The sequence below is a fragment of the Streptomyces caniscabiei genome (genome assembly GCF_014930365.1).
Lineage (GTDB): Bacteria > Actinomycetota > Actinomycetes > Streptomycetales > Streptomycetaceae > Streptomyces > Streptomyces caniscabiei.
The window spans coordinates 20564-41835 of the sequence record NZ_JABXWI010000008.1 but is presented as its reverse complement, the minus strand read 5'-3'; the positions used below and the strand labels follow the sequence as shown (position 1 = coordinate 41835).

Here is a 21272-nt window from a genome sequence, read left to right as displayed (position 1 = left end):
TCACGCTCCCTGGGCGTTGAGCTGGCGGAAGATCTGCATCAGCCGGTTCAGGGCCGGCAGATATGCGTAGAGCTGGTCCGTGTTGCTCAGCCGCACGCCGTGCTTGATGGAAGAGCTCTGCAGCGACTGGAAGAACGGCCGCGGGTGCTCGGCGGTCATCTCCTCCCACTGCTCGCGGGTGCCCGACACGGCGATCGCCGCATCCTCGGGATCGATGTCGCTCGGGTCCGCTGACAGGAGGCGGCCGTCGTCGTAGACGGCCAGCCACGCCTGGTCACCGATGGTCACATGGAGCTTGCCGGTGTAGTAGCGCATCTCCCGGGAGAACTCGAAGTCCTCGTCGGCCTGCTGCAGCACAGCCGCGAAGTCACGCATGGGCGTGTCCTTCCTGTGTGGTACGGGGGGTGGTGTCGGGGCGGTCGAGGATCTCGTACATCCTCGTGTGGTCCTCGGCGGCGAAACCGTTGTCGACGGCCTGGTGCCACACATCGGCGCAGTGGTGACTGAGCTCCGCGTCGACGCCCAGTTCCTCGGACAGGGCGATGGCTATGTCCACGTCCTTGGTCATCAGTCCGATGGGGAATCCGGAACGGAAGCTGCCCGAGAGCATGAACTGGGTCACCTTGTTCTCCGAGGTGTTGCTGCGCCCGGAGGAGGCGTTCAGCACGTCGGTCAGGGTCTGTGGTGCGATTCCGAACCGTTGCCCGATGTGTAGCGCCTCGACTGTGACGGCCACCGACGCGGCCGAGACGAGATTGTTCAGGGCCTTGGCCGCGTGCCCGGAGCCGGGTCCCCCGACGTGAATGAGCGACTTGCCCATCACCTCGAACAGCGGCTTTGCCTCACGCACGTCGGCGGCGGTCCCGCCGGCCATGATGGCCAGCTGGCCGTTGAGCGCTCCTCGCACTCCCCCGGAGACCGGGGCATCGACATAGCGCATGCCCTTCTTCTCCAGGGTGACCGCCAGCTGCTGAGATTGGCTGGGTTCGGCCGAGGACATGTCGATGAACAGGGTGTTCAGTGAGGCCGCGGCCACGACCTGACCGGTGAGCAGAGCGGCCTCGACGATGGCGGAGGTCGGCAGCATCGTGATGATGATGTCGGCGCGCTGCCAGGTGGCGGTCCCTGCCGTGGCGGCAGTGGAATGGGCCGCCAGGAACTTCTCGACGGCCTGAGTGTTGTGGTCGTGGACGATCAGGGCATGTCCGGCCTGGACGAGGCGCTGAGCCATGGGGAAACCCATGTTGCCCAGGCCGATGAACCCGATGGTGGTCATGCCTCGGCCTCCATTTCGGCGAAGACCTCTCGTGCCAGCCGGAAGCTTTCGAGGGCGGCAGGGGCTCCGCAGTAGACCGCGACCTGGAGGAAGATTTCCCGGATCTGCTCCTTGGTCACCCCGTTGCGGACCGCACCGCGCACATGCACTTTCAGCTCGTGCGGGCGGTTCAGGGCACTGATCATGGCCAGGTTGATGAGGCTGCGCTGAGATCGCTCGAGACCTGGGCGGTCCCACACATCGCCCCAGCAGTACTGGGTGACCAGTTCCTGCATCGGCATCGAGAAGTCATCGGCACCGTCGAGGCTGCGTTGGACGTAGGCGTCACCGAGCACCTCTAGGCGAGTGGCCAGGCCCTTCTCGAACAGTTCCTTGTTCAACGTGTTGCTCCTTCGAAACCGGGTGTGCAGTTCCACACGGCTTGGATGTTGGTGAACTCGTGGACCCCCAAGTGGGACAGTTCGCGGCCGTAGCCGCTGTTCTTCACTCCACCGATGGGGATCCGGGGGTCGGAGACCGCTATGCCGTTGATGAACACCCCGCCCACCTCCAGACGCTGGGCCACGCGGGAAGCGAGGTCCGCATCGCCGGTCCACAGGCTGGCGCTCAGGCCGAACTGGGAGTCGTTGGCCATCGCGAGGGCGTCCTCGAGGTCCTCGGCCACCACCAGAGAGGCGACAGGGCCGAAGATCTCCTCACGGAAGGACGTCATGGCCGGCGTGACATCGGCGAGCACGGTGGGCTGGAAGAAGCTGCCCGGTCCCTCGATCGGACCCCCTCCCGTCAGAAGCCGGGCACCCTCGGCGACGGTGCGCTCGACCTGGCGGTGAATCTCCTGGCGAATGTCGTCGCGGGCGATGGGCCCGATGTAGGTCGATTCCTGGGTGGGGTCGCCTACCGTCAGCTTGCGCACCTCGGCCACGAACCGCTCGGTGAACGCGTCCGCGATGGCCTGGTCGAGGATGATGCGCTTGGCCGCGATGCAGATCTGCCCACTGTTCTGGAACCGGCCGTGGATCGCCGCCTCCACGGCCGCGTTCAGGTCCGCGTCGCCGAGAACGATGAAGGCGTCCGAGCCCCCCAGTTCCAGCACACTGCGCTTGATCGCCCGCCCGGCCTGGGCGGCGATGGCCGAGCCCGCACGAACACTGCCCGTGACCGTCACACCCACAATGGCCGGATGAGCGATGGCCTGGGAAACCACGTCGTTGTCGGCGTTGAGGACGCTGAACGCCCCCTCCGGAACTCCGGCCTCCCGCCACAACCGTTCGACGGCCAGAGCACAGCCGACCACGTTCGGGGCGGGCTTGAGAACGTAGGCGTTGCCGCCCAGCAGGATCGGGATCGCCCCTCGCATCACCTGCCAGACAGGAAAGTTCCACGGCTCCACAGCCAGCACCGGTCCCAGCGGACGGTAGGCCACATGAGCCGCAGGTCCGATCGAGGTGGGAGCGTCGGCGATCATCTTCGCGCCGTTGCCGGCGTACCAGGAAGCTACCCAGGCCGCTTTCTCCACTTCGGCACGGGCCTGCGTGATGGGCTTGCCCATCTCGGCCGTGATCAGCGCGCCCAGTTCCCCCACATCCCGCAGCAGCAGCCGGGACATGCGGGCCAGAGCGGCGCACCGGACCTCGGGACTGCTCTGGCTCCACTGTGCGAAACCTTGCCGGGCACGGCGCAGGACGGCGTCCAGTTCGTCACCATCGACGAACGGGTAGGTGTCGATCACCTCTCCCGTGGCGGGATTGACCGACCTCGCGGCCGCGGGTGCTGCTTGCAGAGTCACAATCTGGTCCTCTCGGAGCCGAGTGGGGAAATGCGCAAAGTGGGTGGACAGCTCCGCGCGGTGCAGTGAGTGAACGGGCATCCGGTGGAGCCGACAGCGGACGGTTGTGTCCTCAGTCCTGCCGGTCCGGCGAAGGTGAGCGCCGTGTGCACGGCGCGGGACCGATTCCGTGTGGGGGCGGCTGGTGAGCCCCTGCATTGGTCTCTCCGTGTCGCCGGGCCCCTCCTCGCTTCTCAGGGCCGGCGACCGCTTGATAAAAGGTTAGGAGAGTGTCACGCTGCTGTGAACGAGCAGTTTCAGAACCTAAACTTCAGCGAGAGAGAACGATGGAATTCGCCCAGCTGGAGATGTTCGTGGCTGTGGCCGAGCATGGTGGGATCACCGCTGCTGCCGAGAAGTTGCTACGAGCCCCTTCCAACGTTTCCACCCGTATCCGGCACCTGGAAAAAGAGCTGGGTATGGACCTGCTTCTGCGTGACAAGCGACAGGTCACCCTCTCCGCCGAAGGGGAGGCATTCCTCGAATACGCGCGCCGGTTGATCGACATCGCCGGCGAGGCGAAGTCCCTGGCCAACGGAGAGCGGCCCCACGGCCGATTCCGCATCGGCGCTCTCGAAAGCACCTCTGCCGTACGGATCCCTTCACTGCTGGCCGAGTTCCATCTGAGCTACCCGGAAGTTGACCTCGAACTGGAAGCCGGAGCCTCCGGCATGCTGTTCGATCATGTACTCAAGGGTCAGGTAAGCGCAGTCTTCACCGACGGCCCACCCGCCTCCCCGGTTCTCACGGGAATGCACGCGTTCACCGAGAATCTGGTCATCCTCACCCCCGAACCGGTGAAGACGATCGACGACGATTTCCGGCAGTCGAACCCAACTGTCTTCCTTTTCGGCACCGTCTGCTCCTACCGCCAGAGATTCGAGGACTGGCTGGAGGAGAGCAGTATCAAACCCGGAAGGATGGTGGAAATCTCGTCCTACTACAGCATGCTCGCGTGCGTGGCCGCGGGAGCCGGCATCTGCATGATGCCGCGTTGCCTCTACGAGTCCCTGCCCGGAAGCAACCGGGTGACCTGCCACCCCATCCAAGGTGACCTGGGACGTGCGGAGACATGGCTCACTTGGCGCCGTGACGCCCGCTCCGCGAACCTGCGGGCCTTCGTACGGCAAGTCAGGGCGCACCTGGCCGACCTCTCCGAGCAGCAGGCCCCCCGAGCCGCCTGAGCCTGGACGCCCGTGTTGTCGTCGAACAGCACGGAAGTGGTTCCCGCCATGCTGTGCGCATGGCGGGAACCACTTCCGTGCACTGCCCTATATCTGGGTGCGGGGGTGCGGTTGACGCCCGTACAGGGCGACCATGGGCACGATGAGCAGACCGAGCACCGCCTGCTGCGCCGCTGCGGAGAGCCCCAGTCCCACGAGAACCGTCCCCAGCAGGGTCATGACCGCGACGCCCAGCACCGTGGCCCCGTATCCGCCGCGGCCACCAAGCAGCGACGTGCCACCGACGACGACCGCCGCGACCGTCGTGAACAGGTACGGGCGGCCGACATCGGCGAAGGCACCTCCGCTGAACCCGAGCAGCAGGATGCCGACGACCGATGCCATCGCGGCGCTGAGGGCGAAGGTGCCCAGCCAGATGCCGAGTTGCGGCACCAGGGCTCTGTCGGCAGCCGTCCGGTTGCCTCCCATGGCATACAGTCCGCGCCCCGGCCAGGTGCGGCGCAGGACGAGGATGACCACAACGGACAGCGCGGCCCACAGCCACACCGTGAGTCCGATGCCGGTCCCGAGGAAGCTGCCGTTGGCAGACCCGGCGTCGGTGAGCCATCCGGGAACGCGACCGTACACAGTCCCCGCCTGGTCGGCACCGATACCGACGACGATCTGCGCGCCTCCCAGCACAGCGAAGCCCATGCCCAAGCTCAGGATCAAAGACCTACCGGGCTGGAAGTAACTGACCAAGCCCGTGATCGTCCCCATCCCGAGCGCCAGCACGACGACGATCAGGACGCTGAACCATGAGGACAGCCCCTGGCCGAGGAGCCAGAGCATCACGATGTTGGCGGCACCGACGACGAACGGGATCGAGAGATCGAGCTCGCCGAGGAGCGCACACAGCGTCTGGCCTATGCACACGATGCCCAGGAACGCGCCGAACACCAGCATGGTTCTGAGGTTCGTGCCCGACCCGAAGCCGTCCACCGCGAGGATGCCGGTGAGGACGAGGGCGATCACGAGGATGCCGGCCATGAGGCTGCTGTTCGTCGCCGACTTGCGCAGAACAGCACGCGTAGCGCCCTGCTGTACGCGGCCGTCCCCAGCGACGTCATCACTGTTGCGCACGGACACCCCACTCATGCGAGCACCTCCACTCGGCCATGGCGAGGTCGCCTTCGCAGACCGCTCCTCGCGAAGACGGTCCCGACCGCCAACGCGAGAACCAGAATCAAGCCGTACACAAGTTGCACCACGAAGCTGGCACCGGCCCCGAAGTCGAATGTCGCCAGGGCATCACTGATCAGGAAGACATCGATCGCCCCGACGACCGCACCCAGCGCACCCCCGCGGCCGCCGCCGACGCTGATGCCGCCGAGCAGCAGCGCGGTGACGACGATCAGCGTGTACTGCTGACCGAACGCCGGATCGCCCGAGGCGATCACCGCGGTGTAGAGCACGCCGGCGAGACCAGCGTAAACCCCCGCGATGGCGTGCGCGCCGACGCGCGTCAGGACGAGTGGTACGCCGCTTGCGTACGCGGTGCGTTCGTTGAACCCCATGACCCGCAGGTTGTGGAAGAAAGAGGTCCGCGCGATCAGTGTCCACATGACGAAACCTGCCACGAGGACGCCCGTTGCCGGTGAGAGTACCGACGTCGGCGTACCCCAGGCGGTCAGCCAAGCGGGCGTCATGCCGTCGGGCCTGTCGGTAATCATCAGGTTGACACCGGCCAGTACCAGAAATCCGCTCAGCGTCACGATGACCGGCTGCAGTCTGAGACCGGCGATGAGGAGGCCCTGGACGACCTCGAAGAGAACCGACACCCCGATCGCGAAGGCGATGATGAACAGGGGGCTGGTCACTCCGGACTTGATCAGCCAGAACACCAGGCCCACATTGACGAATCCCACGAGCGGCCCGATCGCCAGGTCCACCCCTCCCCGGCCGGCCATGGCGATCGGAGTCAGGGCCATCGTGGCCATGATGAGCGGTGCGGCGCTGACGATCGCGTAAGCCGCTCCGTCGCTGGTGAACAGGTGAGGGCCGCGAACAGCGGCGAGCGCGAGCAGACACACCAGGAGGCCCAGGGGAACAGCCGCATATCCATGGCGATCGGCGAGCCGACGAAGGAGGGAACTGTCTTTCACGGTCATGATCCCGACTCCTTTTCCTTGCCGGGAATGCCGTCTGCCTGGCCGAACATGGCGGCGAGTACGCCATCCACCGTGATCTGTTCGCCCTGCAACGTGGTGAACAGCGAGTCGTCGCGGAACACGGCGACGCGGTGGCAGAGCCCGATGAACTCCACGATCTCCGAGGAGAGGAACAGGACGGTACTTCCCTGTGAGGAGAGCCGACGCAGTAGGTCGTAGAGGCTGTGCTTCGCGGAGATGTCGACCCCGCGAGTGGGATCGTTGAGCAGAACGACCCCGGGATCGGCTGCGAGTGCCCGGCCGATGAGTACCTTTTGTTGGTTGCCTCCGCTCAGGGTGCCGATGGGCGCCGAGGGCCGATTCAGACGGATCGACAACGCCGCCCGCTGCTCCTCGAAAGCCTTCTGCACCGCTCCGAATCGAATCACGCCTCCGGACCGCTGGGTGCGGAACAGGGGCATACCGAAGTTCTCGAGGATCGACAGGTTGGGGAAGGTGCCTTCGAGCTTCCTGTCCCCGGGGATGTAGGCGACGCCGGCGTCCGCCGCGTCCTTCTGCCTGGTGATCCGCAGCTTGTTCCCTTGCCTGTCGGCGACGGTGATCGTTCCTTCGGCCGCAGGCCGGATGCCGGCCACTGCCTGGATCAACCCGGCCTGTCCCTGACCGTCCAGCCCTATGACGCCGACAATCTCGCCGTCGGTCACGTCCAGGTCGAACGGCGCCGCACCATGGCGGAGGCGTACACCGGACGCACGTACCACGGGGGCACGTTCCCCCTGTGGCACGGGCGGCGGAAGTGCCGCGGTCGGCGCCCCCTCGCCGAAGTGGGCGGTGTCCCCGGTCATCATCTCCAGGAGACGGTTCTGGGTGATCTGCGGACCCTCGAGCGTGCCGACATCCACGCCGTTGCGCAGGACGGTGGCCCGATCGGCGAACCTCGTCAGCTCCTCGATCCGGTGCGTCACGATGAGCACGCACATCCCCGCGGCCTTGAGGCGGACCACTGCCTCGTAGAGCCGCTCGGCCCCGGAGTGGTCCAGGGCCGCCGTGGATTCGTCGAGGATGAGGACACGCGGCTCGCTGAGCAGAGCCCGTGCGATGGTGACCCACTGGCGCATGCTCAGCGGAAGGTCGTCGACCAGGCCATACGGGTCGAGTGCTTCACCGAGCAACTCGGTGAACACCGCTGCGACCCGGCGCAGTTGCTCGGCCCTGGGCCCCTTCCGGGTCCGGGGCCCTTCCGCGCCGATGAAGAGGTTGTCGAAGACGGTCATGCCTTCCGCCAGGAGGACCTCCTGGAAGACGGTGGCCACACCGAGCGTTCGCGCATGCGCGGGGCTGCTCGGCGTGCGGCCCTGCAGTTCGACGGTCCCCGAGTCGGCGGAGAAGACACCAGAGATGATCTTGGCGAGCGTGCTCTTGCCGCTGCCGTTCTCCCCCACGATCGCGTGGACCTCGCCGCGCCGGGCCGTGAACGAACACCCTTGCAGCGCCTTGGTGTCGCCGAACGCCTTGCGCACATCGCGCACGCAGATCACATCGTCCGCGTTGTCGTTCCGTGCGGTCTTGCTCGCGTCCTGCGGGCCAGAGGTGGCCTCGGCGGTCATGGTGTCCTCCTTCCGGTGTAGGCGCACAGCACGTGTCATCCCGTGCTCCCGCTGCCCGGAACCGCGATGTCCTTGCCGAGCGGGGCCTTGGGCCGCAGGAAGAAGTTGTCGAGATACTTCTCGGTGAACCAGTCCTTGGGCTCGATCCACGTCGCGTCGTTGACGTCACAACCCTTCGGCGTGATCGCGCGGACCTCGTCGATGCCGTACTCGGTGAGATTGCGGGTGATCGACTGGACCTTGGGACCCTGCCCCTGGAGGATGCGGACCATGATGCTCATGGCACCGGTCGCCTCGCTTCCGGGCGGCCACACGTTGAACAGCCGGGTCTTCCACTCCGGATGCTTCGTCCAGTAGCAGGCAGCGCCCTTCTCACCTCCGATGGTCATCGGCGGCAGCTTGCGCCCTGATTCGAGGACGGCCTGCATCACACCGATCTCCTGAGCGGAGTGCGTGACGATGCCGTCGATCTTCTGCGGGTGGGTGGAGAGGAACTTCAGGACCTCGGTCTTCGCGATCTGATCGGTCCACTGTCCGGCCACGGTTCCGACCAGCTTGATGTTCGGATACTTCTTCAGGGCCTTCTTGACACCCCTGTCGACGCTGTCACTGGATGCGGCTCCGGGTATGCCGGTGACGAGGAGCATGTTGCCCTTGCCGCCCATCTGCTTGGCCACGAAGTCGGCCATGGCGGCACCGCCCTGGACATAGTTGCCGTACACGTTCACCGATCCCTCGGCCGATGTGTATCCCGAGAACGTCACGACAGGCACGCCACGCGCCTGGGCGTAGGTGACGGCAGGGTTGATGGCCGCGGACGAGCAGCACAGCAGAATGATGTCGGCGCCCTGGTTGACCAGCTGACGTATCTGCTGGATCTGGGTCGAATCATTGAGGTTGGACTGGGTCACGATCATCTTGTCCACCAGCCCTGCCTTCTTGTAGGCGGGGACGAGTACGTTCTGCAGCTGGTTGAGCGATCCGGATCGCCACGTGTTGCCGGCGTACGAGCTGGCGTATCCGATGGTCCATGGTGGGCTCTGCTTCGGCTTGAAATTCGCGAAGGGCGATGAGCCGGTCGGTCCGTCAAAGTCCGTGTAGGCCGCTCTTATGTCGCTCGGCAGCGATTTCAGCCCCTGCTGTGATGACTTCGGTGTGCCGGACTCCGCTCCGTTCTGGTTCGATCCGGCACACCCGGCGACTGCCAGGACCAGTGCGGCGAGCACCGCAAGCAGGGCAAGTTGGGTTCGTTTCAACAAGGTGAGTTCCTTCATCGGAGGGGCTTGCATCGCCCTGTGGACAGTGTTCGAGAGGCGGCGATGAGCTTCTGAGCCCTCGCGGCATGCGTACTAGCGCTATGGCCGAACGTCAGCGACAGAGGGGGGTGGAAACGTAAGCGGCCGGGCAGCACCCGATCGTCGGTGTCCGTCTTGAGCGGCGAAATGATCGTGATCCTCGCCGTCGGATCCATTCGGCTGTCACTGAGCGCCCCGTTCCCTCACATAAAGCCAGAACGGCGATGTACCGACGAAGCCACCGCCGATCACTGTGAGAGTGATGGTGAGAGATTTTTCCTCCGGTTCAATCTGCTTGCCCCGGAAGGGGATAGAGGGAAATGCGGCTCGTACGGATGGGCCCGCCGGGGCTTGGCATACCGGCGGTTCGCCGGAAGCTCGACGCCGATGACCTTCGCGGGCGATCAGCCGCGCCTGATCGTCGCTCCGCCGCCCGATGCACTGCGGCGAGCAGACAGTAATACCGTCGACAGGCGCGGACAAGAGGGCGGGCAAAGATCCTCAACACTCCTCACCCCCACCACCCCTGATCGATTTCGGTCCCGACGGCGAGAACATCCGTCGCGACCTGGCCCTCGCTCGTCTTCAGCTGGGCTTCTCCGGGATACGCAGAGGCCGTAGGCGCAGCCGATCCGGGCACGGTCGACGACCATGACTCACAGCCGTCCGCACGCAAGGGCGCACGTCAGGACCGGCGGAGCGCCACGTAGAATCCCTTGACCACCGGGAACAGCCCACAGACCCACGCGTGGGGCACGTCAGCGCGTGTACGAACGGGCCCTCCGGCACCCGGCACTCCCCGCACCCATGGGGCGGGCACGAGCTGCGGCGCTTCGCGGGGGTCTGCAGATGAGCGCACGTCCGGCTTCACAAGGAGAGCCGGAGCCAAGCACGGCAGATCACCTCGCCTGGCTCTTTCCAACCGGCGCCCGACATCCGCCGCCCGCACAGCAGCGAGCGCGCACTTGCCTGACCCGTATTACCGTATTACTGTCCTCTGGCAGGGCGGAACCTTCCCTCCGAATGACGGGTCGCCTCCCCGCGGACACAGCGAGGGGCACGAACTCAGGGGTTCCAGGAGTCGCCCGCGTGCCTGCCGCCCGCGTCGCGAGGAGATCCAGCACATGACGGGTGGGCAGACGCGCGTTGCGGGCCGGGTCCCGTTCCTCGGCGCGAGCATCATGGCCGCGCGCTCACGGCCGGCGACATCGCACGCGCGGGCCACTCCGTGTCCGAATCCATAGGAGCGCCCGAACCCGCAGGCAGGGGCGAAGCGGCCCAGGATGCCCCCTGCGTCACGTCACCCACCCGTGCGTTGAACGCAGTGTCGGCGCCGAACTGCGCTGCGCGTAGGCGCCGCCCGCACCACATCGGCAAACATCCATCCACACAACGAAGGGAGAGCCGCATGGCCACCGAGGTCGAGGCTCAGGCGTACATCGACGAAATGGCTCGCGCGCGCGGTTACGTGCTGGACTACCACAAGGTGATGGCCAAGCAGGACTTCGACGTCCTGACAGCGGCCAACAACCTGGTGTCCAGCGCGTATCTCAAGCAGCGGAAGCTGGACCGCGCGACCAAGGAACTCATCTTCATCGTCAGCCTCACCGTGATGCGGGCCTCAAAGGGTCACATCCAGACCCACATCCGCGTCGCCCTGGACCTCGGACTGAGTCCGGGAGAGATCCTCGAAGCCATCGAGATCTCCCTGCCGGAGGCCGGCATCGTCGCCTTCCAGGCAGGCTTCGACGCATGGCGCGAGGTAGTGGGGGCCGATGGCCTGGAGCCCACCGTCAAGGTGCACGAGGGCGGTTCCGGCTCCAACTGACCTCGCGTTGCGTGTCTTGGTCCCCCTCGTCGCTCCGGGGCCAAGGCACGGCTCCGTCACCAACTGGGGCCACGCCGCCCGGCGGCGGCAGAGCGTGCATCCGCGTGGACCGCAGCCTGCCCGCCGCATCGGTCAGCGGGCAAACAACTTCTTCATGACCTAGCCGTGGACACCACTGCTGCCCACAGCGCCGAATCATGCCCCCGTCCTCGAGCCCCGCGAACTCGCGATGCCCGCGATGCCGGACCTCAATCCGAGTACGTCGAGTCTTACCGTATTATCAGGAGCATGACGACTGAGGCTGCAGATGCGACCGTCGATGCCGTTCCCAGGATGGCTGCCCCTTTGCGTCAGCAGGTGATCGAACGACTTCGCGACGCGATCTCCGGGGAGCAGTTCCAACCGGGCGAGCGGCTGGTGGAGAAAGTCTTGTGCGCGCGCTACGGCGTGAGCCGGACGGTGATCCGTGAGGCCCTTCGGCATCTCGAGGCCGAGGGTTTGGTCGAGCTCGTGGCGAACCGGGGTCCTGTGGTGCGGGTGCTCTCCGACAAGGAGGCCGACTCGCTGTACGAGGTGCGCGGGGCCCTCGAGGGCCTGGCCGGCCAGCTGTTCGCCGAGCGAGCCACCCCCGCCCAGCGGGAGCAGCTCCTACGCGCTTTGGATCAGGTGCGTTCGGCGCTCGCCGACGGCTCGCTCGCCGAGTTGCTGGAGGTGAAGGACAGCTTCTACGACGCCCTGATCGAAGGGTCGGGCAATGGTGTCATCGGTACGAGCCTGCGCACCCTCCACACCCAGATCCGCATGCTGCGCACGCTGTCGTTGCAGGCCGCGGGCCGCCTCTCCCACACACTGCGGGAACTCGAGGGCATCGTGGAAGCCACCGTCGTGCGCCGGGACCCGGAACTGGCCCGGATCCGTTGCCTGGAGCACGTGGAAGCGGCCGCCGCCGCCATGCGCTCCGCACGCGAAGCCAGGCAGGCCGCCGAGGCCTGATCACAAAGGCCAGCTTCACCACGTCCCTGACCATCAACGACGCATTCTGCGCATCACACGTCACGTCGGCCCATCAACGCCGGACGGACAGGAGCCCGGCGCCGTGCGCGCGCCACCTCCAAAGACCACCGGGATGTGCACCGCCCGGAACAATAGACGCATCATATGCTTGCCCATAGCGTCTGACCGTAATATCGTAATCTCACCCAGGTTGGTGAAGAGAAGGACGCAGTCACCCCGCCCTCGACGAGGCCGACCACAGCAGCTGGCCAGCTCCATCCGAGGGGCATCGACATTCCCGTGGCCATAGTGGACACAGCAGTGCCGACGAGTCCTTGCCGACCGCTTGCCGGGCATGGAGCCAGGGTCACCGTCGCGGTCGGCGTCGGTAGCTTCATGGGGTGGTCCGACTTCGCGGTCGTCACGTTCCTCGTGACGACCGCGGGCCGGCTGTGCTCCCCCACTCGCTCCTCCGGTGGCTCTGCTCAGTTCACTGGGCGTCCGAAGGCTCCGGACGGCGACGGCAGTGACCGGGCTCGTACTCCTTCCTGGGTGTGCGCCCGGCATCGTGCGGCGTCACCATCGTTCTACGCCTCTTGAGGCGTCCCCGGCAGTCGGCCACTGAGGCGGCTCAGCACTCCGGGACCACATCGCGTGCGCGATCGTCGCCGGGCTCGATACCTTCGCCGACCCTCGTGGCGATCGTTCTTGGCGAATGACTGACGGAGACTTCCTGACGTGACTTCACGGAGAAGAGATGAGCAACAAAAAGACTGTTCCTGAAGACCTCTACGAGGTGACCATTGTTCGCTATGGCACCAGAGAAACCCTGCGCAGCGACGTCTTCCTCAATTACCAGTTCTACGGCCTATCCGACGGACCCATGACCGTCGACTATTTCTTCTGGGTGGTCCGCGGCCCCAACCGGACATTCATCGTCGACACCGGATTCAACAGCGAGGCGGGCCGAAAGAGGGAGCGCACGATGTGTGTGGACCCCGTCACAGCGATGCGGTCCCTGGGCATTGACCCGGAGGCCCAGAACGACGTCATCGTCACCCACGCACACTACGATCACATCGGCAATCTCGGCTCCCTGCCGAACAGTACCGTCTTCATGTCCCGGCGTGAATACGACTTCTGGACCTCCGACGTCTCCGACAAGACCCTTCTTCGGCAATTCACCGAAACAGCGGAGATCGATCACCTCGTTGCTGCCGCGAAAACGGGCCGCATGATCTTCGTGGAGAACGGATACTCGCCCGCGCCCGGGATCACCCTCTTGGAAATCAGCGGGCATACCCCAGGGCAGCTGGCCGTACTGGTGGAGACCTCAGAGGGGCCGACGCTGCTCGCGTCCGACGCGGTGCACTTCTACGAGGAGGTGGAGCGGGACATGCCCTTCGTCTCGCTGACCAGCCTTCTCGACACGTACAGCGGACTCCAGACCGTGCGTGACCTCCAGGCGTCTGGAGTGCGCCACTTGGTGACGGGCCACGACGCCTCGACACTCCAGCGATTCCGCCCCCAGCGGGGCAATCTGGGGGAACACGCCGCCGTTATCGGATCCAAGGAGGAATGATGACCACATCGGGCACCGCGAATTTTCCCGATGAATCATGGATCGGGCAATGGATCGAACACTCTTGGAAAGACCCCGAGTTGTGCCACACGGGCAGGTTCAGCAATTTCGTGATCGAGCTTGTCGTGAGTGACGGTCGAGAAGTCAAGCTGAGCTACCGAGCGGGAACTCTGGCTCTCGGCGACAGCGAAGAATCCGACGGAGAAACCCTGACCCTGCGTGCGGATCTCCACACATGGACCGAGCTGTTCCACGGCCCGCCCCGTCCGCTCCGGCACGATCTTCTGGCTCTGCTCAAGCAATCTCAGGGGATCGAACTACGCAAGGGCCGGCTCACACTCATTCGTAATCTGCGGGTCATCACACGCCTGGTGGAATTGGGGAAGAATGTCGAAATCCAGTGAACCGGTCGTCCTGGAAGAGGCGGTCGGACGTTACGTCCATCTCACTGCAGGCGGTGTGCGCTACCGTATTTATTTCGAAGAAGCGGGCTCAGGCCCGGTGCTGCTGTGCCTGCACACGGCCGGCGCCGACTCACGGCAGTTCCGGCAAATGATCAATGACCGAGAGCTGACCTCGCAATATCGCGTGATCGCCTTCGACCTTCCATGGCACGGCCGCTCCCTACCTCCCGACGGCTGGTGGCGCGAGGAGTACCTGCTGACGACGGACTCCTACCTCCAGATCATCCATGCTTTCGCCGACGCGCTCGAACTACGCTCCCCCATCGTCCTTGGGTGCTCGATGGCCGGCTCGATCGTGCTGGAACTCGCCCGGCGCACCCCCGACCGCTGGCGTGCCGTGATCGGCCTGTCCGGTGCGCTCAAGGTGCACGGTCGGTTCCAGGACTGGTCGCTGCGCCCGGACGTCAACGCCCAGCAGTCCGTGCCGAGTTGGACCTACAGCCTGATGGCTCCGTCGAGCCCGGAGGAATGGCGCCGGGAGGTGTGGTGGATCTACAGCCAAGGCGGCCCGGGCATCTACCGGGGCGACACCTACTTCTACTCCGAGGACCTGGACCTGACGGAGAAGACAGAGGAGTTCGACACGAAGCGGTGCCCCGTCTACCTGTTCACCGGTGAGTACGACCATGCCTGCACGGCCGACGAAACCCAAGAGGCCATCAGCAGGATCAGCGGTGCCCGTGGCGGGCGGATGGCAGGTATCGGGCATTTCCCGATGGCGGAGAACTACCCGCTGTTTCGCGAATACCTCCTGCCGGCCCTCGATGAGATCAGCGAAGCCGACACCGCTACGGCTCCCCCCGAGAACCCGGCAACCGCAGCAGGAACATGATCGACACATGCGGTGTGGCAACCCCACCGGCCCTGGTCACCGATGAGCGATCAGCTCTCCGCGGGCTCCCCTGCCGAGGACATTCGGCGGTACGGCACCAATTAGCGGGGGCCGTGGATGGACTCCACGCGGGCCGCGCCCTGGGCCACATCAAACACCTTTGCCTGAGGAGCATCCATGGATTTCCACGGAAAGACCGCGATCGTCACTGGCGCCGGCAGCGGCATCGGCCGGGCCACGGCACTGCGGCTGGCCGCACTCGGTGCCTCGCTGACTGCTGCGGACAAGAACCTGGCGGCAGCCGAGGAAACGGCCGGCCTGGCCGGAAAGCGGGCCGTGGCAACCTGCACCGACGTCAGTAGTTCCGCTGACGTGCAGAAGATGGTCGCCGCGACGGTCGAGGCGTTCGGGCGGCTCGACATCCTGGTCAACAACGCCGGGTTCGGGTTCCGCGGCACGGTGGAGACGATCTCCGAAGCCGATTGGGATCGATTGATGGCCGTCAATACCAAGAGCGTCTTCCTCTGCTCGAAGTACGCACTTCCTGAACTGGTCAAGACATCAGGCGCCATCGTGAACGTCACCTCGTACACCGCCCAGGTCGGCATCCCCGACCGTGCCGCCTACGTCGCCTCCAAGGGCGCGATCGCGGCCCTGACCAGGGCCATGGCCGTCGACCACATCGGCCAGGGCGTCCGCGTCAACGCGGTCGCACCGGGGACCGTGAACTCGCCGTACTTCGCCAGGATGCTCGCCGAGTCCGACAACCCGGAGCAGCTGCGAGCCTCACTCGACGGTCGCGCGCCGATCGGCCGCATGGCCGAGCCGGAGGAGATCGCCGAGGCCATCGCCTGGCTCGCCAGCTCCGAGTCGCGCTTCGCCGTCGGCACCGTGCTCACCGTCGACGGCGGCACATCCATTTGGGGGCGCTGACCCCTCCTTGCCCGCGGAGCACGTCTCGCGTTCGAATCCCGGTCCCACGTCACTGTTGTCGACACGACGCAGAGCGAGTTCGCCGCCGATCAAAGGTGAGGGGTTACGGACCGGCCGTCGGTTGTGCAGCTGCCGCCCGTCTCGACCGCCCTCCGGAGGCGTGGTGGCGGGACAGGTGACGGTCAGGTGTTGGCAGTCAGGTTGGTGTCGTCTTCTCCGCACGGGTCCAGAATGGAGTACCGGACGCGTGGGGTGGAGTCCCGGCCATAGGCATCAGCTTTGAGGTAGCGGTCGTAGAAGCGCCTGCGGTACTCGATATTCTCCGGGTCGCGATGTCGCCCCACTCTGGGTGGTGTGCACCCCAGGCACTTCGCCACCACATACGCCGAAATCGCCACAGCAGACAGGTCGGTCCCCTAGTCGGGCCAGCAGGCGTTCTCCTTGGGGTGGTGACGCATCATCTCGGCGAGGTCGTCGAACCGGCCGGTTCCGTAGGGGAAAGCAATGATGTGCCCGTGTGGAACACCGTGTCGGGGATGCCGCCGCGCACGACGACGTCACGATAGACGTCGGTCAACCCCTCCCACGGGTCGATGGCCGTCAGATACGGCGGACGTTGGGCGGTGGCCGGCCACTGCACCATGGCGAGCTGGGAGTTGGCCACCATCGCGACCTTGCCCGTCGACCACTTTTGGGCGGCGATCGACTCGACGGTGTCGTACACGTCCGGACCAGCCGCTGTGTCCTGGGAGGCCATATCGCTCTTCGAGCGGGCGGTACCCGGGCGTCCAGGACGACCAGCGCGTAGTCGTGCTCGCGCCAACCCGAGACGGCGTTCGCCCGCACCCCGAAGAGGCGAGCCCAGATGCTGGCGGTCCAGTGCCCTCACGCCAAAGCGTCTTGCAGAAGGCCGTGTTCAGGGCTTTTCCTGTGTATGCGCGTGGTGTGTTGAGGGCTGATCCGTGGTGGGTGGAGACGTTCACGGGGCTGCGGATGAAGCAGTTCGAGCGGTTGCTGAAGGTGGTGCGGGAGCCGCTCGCGCCGCCGTTCGGGGTCTCGTCGGCCTCGGTGTCCAGGGTGATTCAGCGGCTCCCGGCCCCTCCTCGCGCATGAGCCGATCTAACGCCCCACTCTGGTCTGGCGGACCAGTGCCAGGACATCACCGTCCTCGGCGACGGCGCCCTACATCAACACCGGCCTGGTCGTCCCACACCGCTAACGACCCGGCCGGGCCCTGCTGGCTGGTAAGGAAGCCGACAACGCGGAACATCGGCGGGTCCGTGCGCGGGTCTAGCATGCAATCGGCCAACTGAAGAACTACAAGATCCTCCGAGACTACCGACAGCCCGGCGACGGCCTCCACCACGCGGTCCAGGCCGTCGCTCGCACGCGCAATCTCACCCTCGCCTCGTTATCAGAACAGCCGTGGCCGGGCTTTGACCTACAAAATCACGGCCTTCTGCAACACGCTTCCCGTGGGTCAGGTGCTCGGACCGCGCACCTGCGGTAGACCGCGTCGACCGTCCACCGCGGCCGGTCCGACCAACGCGCTCGCCGATACCGCGCCGGCCAGCCCACCTGTGGCGGCACTCGGCCGGAATTCCCGCCAGATCACCAGGAAAGTCAGCGGCTCGGTCAGCCACGCAATGCCTTTCGGACGGTCTCCGTGGGAGTCTCACCATATTGCTGCCGGTAATATGAGGAGAATCGGCCTAGGTGCAGGAATCCCCAATGTGTGGCGATGTCGGTAATGGAACGCCGACCCGCCAGGGAGATCAATTCATTTCGGACTCGCTCGAGACGGACTTTTCGAACGTATGCCATCGGTGTAATTCCCGTGGCCTCACGAAATCCCACTTGCAGCGACTTCGCGCTGACACCTGCGACCTCGGCTAGACGCGCGATGGACAGGTCTGACTCAGGTTGCGAATCGACAAGATCGATGACGTCCTTGATCCTGTTGCGTTGCGCTGGCTTCGTCGGCGTGCAGAGCTCGTCACTATAGCTGTGCGGCACAGCCAACAGCAGTTGCGTCAGCACGAATGACTCCAACTGCCTCAGAGCAAGCGGAAACTCAGCGACGCCTCCAGGCCGGGCGAGTTCGGAACGCAGAAAGCGGACCGCTGAGACCAGGCCCTGTCCGGCTCCTGTAGTCATGTCAAAGCCGAGCGAAAAATCGATCGGCCCCTCCACAGGATGGTTCAGCAACACTCCCAGATGTTCCTCGACCGCCTTGCTCGACAGCAGGACGGCGTACTGCAGAGCATCAGGGCTCCAGCGGACGGTGAAGTCATCGAACGGCCGGACCATCACCCCCTGGCACATCCCCGTCGTCACCACACGCCGACCAGCCTGTGTCACCATGCTCCTGCCTTGCATGGTCAGGTTGAGGTGGTAGTTCTGCAGCATCTGCGGGACCAGCAACTCGGCGTCCGCCCCGTAACCGAGGTGCCCGATGAGTAGTTGCTGAGACCGCAGAAGATGAAACTTGAAGTCCAGCCGTTTCCCGTCGTGAGACTTCAGTTCATGAGGCACGTAAACGGACGCAATCACGTCATGAGCCTCGTCGAAGTCCCTGGTCCTCAGGGTGTCGGGCCGCAGTTGCGCATCCGGCTGCCGAGAAGATCGATCAGGGGTGTGCGAAAGGAGGTGCCCCGGTGCCGGATTGGCGGGCTCAGAGCTGCGAAGAAGATCTTTCGCACCTCGCTGCCCACGCTTGGATTCTGCTCCGGAGCGGCCTCGAGTATCGCCGCTCAAACCTGTGATCACTTCGCCACCTCCACCCGCCATCATGGGAAACCGTATGGCCTAGGCTTGCGCAAGACACTAGAGCAAGTACGGGCGGGTGTCACTATCCACAGAACGTCGCGACTATCCGTTCCGCGAATTCATCTACCGATAGCGGATCTCACATTTACCTGCCGCCCGTCGCGGCACCCTGTCGTCCGGCACGGACTCACTGAGCTTTTTCAGCCTGGCCATTGATCGGGGGACGCCGGTGGTGTGTGCGACGCACGAGGCTCCTGTGCCGTTGGGGGAGGTGTTCGAAGTCTCAACCCACAGGCACAGGAGCCGCGTTGGTTCCCCATCCTGCCGCACTCGTTCTGCCTCATGCGCTGGTCGAGTGGGTCACGATGCTCATCGTCACCCGCGAGGGTCACCGCCGCTGCAGACTCCCGCCTCACCAACGTGCGCTCGTCGGCTTGGTGTACCTGCGTCGGCACGACACCCTCCCGGCCTGCTACGCGCCCTGCGCGAAGCGGACCCGACTACGTCCTGCTCGAGGGCACGCTGGCGGAGTGCGACAGGAGCGACGACAGCCGGGCCGATTACTCCTACAAGCACCGCCGGCGCAGAGTGAACGTGCAGCTGGTGACCGATCCTGATGGTCCGGCTGCTGTGGATCTCACCCACACTGCCCGGCCGCGCGCACGTTCTGACCGCGGCCCACACCTGCCGCGTCATCCGGATCTGCGAACACCAGAGCATCCCCGTCCTGGCCGACCGCGCCTACATGGGAGCCGGCCCATGTGTGACGTCACCGCTTAGACGTCTGCCCAGCCGCGACCTCACGCTTGCGCGCTCTCCGCTGCACGGGCACCGGTCGAACGCGCCGTAGCACGACTGAAGTCATGGCGGAGCTTCCGCAAGGCCCGATGCAGCCCGATGCAGCCCGAATCGAGTACGGCAATCGTCGCAGCCGTCCTCACCCCTGGAGCGCCGAGGCTGAAAGCCCTCGCTGTTCCATCGCAGCTGTCGGAACAACGGGTCAGACTATGTCCAGTGCATCGAGCAGTGGAACAGCCAGCTCTTGCGGGCCGTCGATCTTGCAGTGGTCCACCCAAGGACGCCGAGTTGTCCCCCACGCCACGAACGCACTCGCGTCCGAAATCACGCGCACTGCTCCGAAGTCACCCTCGCCAGTGCTCAGGCCCCCGTCCGTGCGCCGGCTTACCGTCCACACACTCGCCCCGGCGCCAGTGAACTCGAAAGTCACGGGCGCCGTCACCGTCTCGTCGAGCAACGAGCCCTGCATCTGCGGCAGCCCCCACATCATCCACTGCACCGCCGCGTACAGTGCGGCGTGACTCACCGGCTCGAGGGCCCGAGCCGCCAGGGCGGGGTCGACAGGCCCGTAGGGCCGCAGGATGTCGTGCCGCAGATGACAGAAGTAGTCGAACACCTGGGCGTTGGCCAGGGCGTGCGTTGGATAGGTTCCCAAAGTCGGGATCGTCACGGGAACCGACGCTTGAGGCTCTTCCTGCTGGGCGAGCAGCTTCTGCTCGAACAGCGGGACATAGGAGTGGAACTCGTCAAGAATCTCCTCGATCGAACGGTTCCGTCGCCGGTCGACACGCACATCGTGCTGTCGTTCACGGTTCGATGGGAGCGGCGGCGCGCCCTCGGGTTCGGGGATGGGATCGATGGCCTGATGAGCGTTCGCAGCCATGTGGGCCACCACGTCACGGATCCGCCACCCGGCACAGGCCGAGTCCATCATCCACTCTTCGCGAGTCAGCGTCGCGATGACGCGCTCTACGTCGCGCCGCAGGGCGGGGAACTCCTGAGCTGCTTCCCTGGTCAAGTTCTACTCACCTTTCCTTGCCGGTGACAGTGGAGACGTTGCCCGCAGGCCCAGGAAGTCCGTACTTGCCGCCGAAGAATACGAGCGGGTGCTGCGTCGCATCGGAGCCCAGCGCCCGTATCTCCGCGGCGACGATCGTGTGGTCGCCACCGTCGTACTCGGCCCACACGGTGCAGTCGGCCCACGCGATGGCGCCGTCCAGGATGGGGGCGCCGGATGGCGCGGGCGACCAGTGCACACCCGCGAACTTGTCGGCGCCGGACTTGGCGAAGGCGTTCGAGATCTCTTCCTGGTTCGTCGCCAGGACGTTGACGCAGAAGTTGCCCACGGCACGGATGCGCGGCCAGGTCGTCGAGGTACGTGCGGGATTGAAGCTCACCAGCGCCGGATCGAGAGAGAGCGAGGCGAACGACTGGCAGGTGAAGCCGATCGGACCGGTTTCGTCGGCGGCGGATATGACGGTCAGACCTGAGCAGAACAGCCCCAGAGTTCTGCGCAGATTCCGCGGACTGAGAGGTTCTTCGACGCGAGGAGTCTCTGTCATGGTGTCCGATGATATGGACATGATGCTCCCATCACTTTCCAAGTAACTGGGGAAATCCGTGGGGATGGATTGCGCCGCCAGAGCCGACGGCATCGGCGGCACAATTCGATTGCAAAGACCGCGAGATTTCAGCGGTGTACCGAAGAGGACCATGGCCACGTTTCTGCCCGAAGG

Annotated in this window: 19 protein-coding genes and 2 pseudogenes; 9 read left to right on the top strand and 12 right to left on the bottom strand. The window is 65.3% G+C overall.

The window, feature by feature from the left end; all coding sequences use genetic code 11:
- Genes HW837_RS22445 through HW837_RS22430 form a run of 4 tightly spaced genes read right to left on the bottom strand, consistent with a single transcriptional unit; the run spans position 1 to position 3062 of the window.
- Positions 1–375 carry a hypothetical protein gene (locus HW837_RS22445; protein WP_055632776.1) on the bottom strand — a complete coding sequence of 125 codons (375 nt, stop codon included), beginning with the start codon at positions 373–375 and terminating at the stop codon, positions 1–3.
- Positions 368–1276 carry an NAD(P)-dependent oxidoreductase gene (locus tag HW837_RS22440; RefSeq protein ID WP_193380143.1) on the bottom strand — a complete coding sequence of 303 codons (909 nt, stop codon included), beginning with the start codon at positions 1274–1276 and terminating at the stop codon, positions 368–370. The genes HW837_RS22445 and HW837_RS22440 overlap by 8 nt, the downstream gene beginning before the upstream one ends.
- Positions 1273–1656, bottom strand: coding sequence for a carboxymuconolactone decarboxylase family protein (locus tag HW837_RS22435; protein ID WP_193380142.1), 384 nt, complete (start codon positions 1654–1656; stop codon positions 1273–1275). Before HW837_RS22435 ends, HW837_RS22440 begins: the two co-directional genes overlap by 4 nt.
- Positions 1653–3062: an NAD-dependent succinate-semialdehyde dehydrogenase gene (locus HW837_RS22430; protein WP_408994920.1), complete on the bottom strand. Its 1410-nt coding sequence runs from the start codon at positions 3060–3062 to the stop codon at positions 1653–1655. The genes HW837_RS22435 and HW837_RS22430 overlap by 4 nt, the downstream gene beginning before the upstream one ends.
- 326 nt (positions 3063–3388) lie before the next feature.
- On the opposite strand from HW837_RS22430, the gene HW837_RS22425 reads away from it, so the two are divergent.
- Complete coding sequence (locus tag HW837_RS22425) at positions 3389–4285, top strand: LysR family transcriptional regulator (protein WP_193380141.1); 897 nt, start codon at positions 3389–3391, stop codon at positions 4283–4285.
- A gap of 87 nt (positions 4286–4372) precedes the next feature.
- On the opposite strand, the gene HW837_RS22420 is transcribed toward HW837_RS22425, so the two are convergent.
- From HW837_RS22420 to HW837_RS22405, 4 genes are read right to left on the bottom strand one after another with little or no spacing between them, the layout of a single operon-like run.
- The gene (locus HW837_RS22420; protein ID WP_196789164.1) at positions 4373–5422 is read right to left on the bottom strand and encodes an ABC transporter permease; all 1050 of its coding nucleotides are present in this window, start codon (positions 5420–5422) and stop codon (positions 4373–4375) included.
- Complete coding sequence (locus HW837_RS22415; RefSeq protein WP_237270301.1) at positions 5419–6435, bottom strand: ABC transporter permease; 1017 nt, start codon at positions 6433–6435, stop codon at positions 5419–5421. Before HW837_RS22415 ends, HW837_RS22420 begins: the two co-directional genes overlap by 4 nt.
- Positions 6432–8042 (bottom strand): sugar ABC transporter ATP-binding protein, encoded by a 1611-nt coding sequence (locus tag HW837_RS22410; RefSeq protein WP_193380140.1) that lies wholly within the window; start codon positions 8040–8042, stop codon positions 6432–6434. The genes HW837_RS22415 and HW837_RS22410 overlap by 4 nt, the downstream gene beginning before the upstream one ends.
- 35 nt (positions 8043–8077) lie before the next feature.
- Positions 8078–9316, bottom strand: coding sequence for a substrate-binding domain-containing protein (locus tag HW837_RS22405; protein WP_237270300.1), 1239 nt, complete (start codon positions 9314–9316; stop codon positions 8078–8080).
- A gap of 1429 nt (positions 9317–10745) precedes the next feature.
- Here HW837_RS22405 and HW837_RS22400 point away from each other — a divergent pair.
- The 6 genes from HW837_RS22400 to HW837_RS22375 all read left to right on the top strand — a co-directional run bounded on the left by HW837_RS22400 (position 10746) and on the right by HW837_RS22375 (position 15969).
- Positions 10746–11165, top strand: coding sequence for a carboxymuconolactone decarboxylase family protein (locus HW837_RS22400; RefSeq protein WP_193380139.1), 420 nt, complete (start codon positions 10746–10748; stop codon positions 11163–11165).
- Positions 11166–11453: 288 nt separating this feature from the next.
- Complete coding sequence (locus HW837_RS22395; RefSeq protein ID WP_055632769.1) at positions 11454–12158, top strand: GntR family transcriptional regulator; 705 nt, start codon at positions 11454–11456, stop codon at positions 12156–12158.
- Positions 12159–12915: 757 nt separating this feature from the next.
- The gene (locus HW837_RS22390; RefSeq protein ID WP_193380138.1) at positions 12916–13740 is read left to right on the top strand and encodes an N-acyl homoserine lactonase family protein; all 825 of its coding nucleotides are present in this window, start codon (positions 12916–12918) and stop codon (positions 13738–13740) included.
- The gene (locus tag HW837_RS22385; protein ID WP_193380137.1) at positions 13737–14144 is read left to right on the top strand and encodes a hypothetical protein; all 408 of its coding nucleotides are present in this window, start codon (positions 13737–13739) and stop codon (positions 14142–14144) included. The genes HW837_RS22390 and HW837_RS22385 overlap by 4 nt, the downstream gene beginning before the upstream one ends.
- A complete protein-coding gene (locus HW837_RS22380) occupies positions 14128–15036 on the top strand; it encodes an alpha/beta fold hydrolase (RefSeq protein WP_237270299.1) in 909 nt (302 codons plus the stop codon). The genes HW837_RS22385 and HW837_RS22380 overlap by 17 nt, the downstream gene beginning before the upstream one ends.
- A gap of 177 nt (positions 15037–15213) precedes the next feature.
- The gene (locus HW837_RS22375) at positions 15214–15969 is read left to right on the top strand and encodes an SDR family oxidoreductase (protein ID WP_193380136.1); all 756 of its coding nucleotides are present in this window, start codon (positions 15214–15216) and stop codon (positions 15967–15969) included.
- 457 nt (positions 15970–16426) lie between these two features.
- Here the strand turns inward: HW837_RS22375 and HW837_RS22370 are convergent, their stop codons facing one another.
- The gene (locus HW837_RS22370) at positions 16427–16858 is read right to left on the bottom strand and encodes a CocE/NonD family hydrolase (protein WP_313895571.1); all 432 of its coding nucleotides are present in this window, start codon (positions 16856–16858) and stop codon (positions 16427–16429) included.
- A gap of 104 nt (positions 16859–16962) precedes the next feature.
- On the opposite strand from HW837_RS22370, the pseudogene HW837_RS50375 reads away from it, so the two are divergent.
- A pseudogene (locus tag HW837_RS50375) lies at positions 16963–17380 on the top strand (transposase family protein); the annotation flags it as partial.
- Positions 17381–17604: 224 nt separating this feature from the next.
- On the opposite strand, the gene HW837_RS22365 reads toward HW837_RS50375, so the two are convergent.
- Complete coding sequence (locus HW837_RS22365; protein WP_193380134.1) at positions 17605–18738, bottom strand: AraC family transcriptional regulator; 1134 nt, start codon at positions 18736–18738, stop codon at positions 17605–17607.
- Between the two features lie 308 nt (positions 18739–19046).
- On the opposite strand from HW837_RS22365, the pseudogene HW837_RS22360 reads away from it, so the two are divergent.
- Positions 19047–19677: pseudogene (locus HW837_RS22360) on the top strand (transposase family protein); the annotation flags it as partial.
- Between the two features lie 61 nt (positions 19678–19738).
- Here HW837_RS22360 and HW837_RS22355 read toward each other — a convergent pair.
- Together HW837_RS22355 and HW837_RS22350 are read right to left on the bottom strand one after the other, a co-directional pair.
- The gene (locus tag HW837_RS22355) at positions 19739–20554 is read right to left on the bottom strand and encodes a maleylpyruvate isomerase N-terminal domain-containing protein (RefSeq protein WP_193380133.1); all 816 of its coding nucleotides are present in this window, start codon (positions 20552–20554) and stop codon (positions 19739–19741) included.
- A gap of 7 nt (positions 20555–20561) precedes the next feature.
- Positions 20562–21251 (bottom strand): flavin reductase family protein, encoded by a 690-nt coding sequence (locus HW837_RS22350; RefSeq protein WP_237270298.1) that lies wholly within the window; start codon positions 21249–21251, stop codon positions 20562–20564.
- Positions 21252–21272 lie beyond the last annotated feature (21 nt).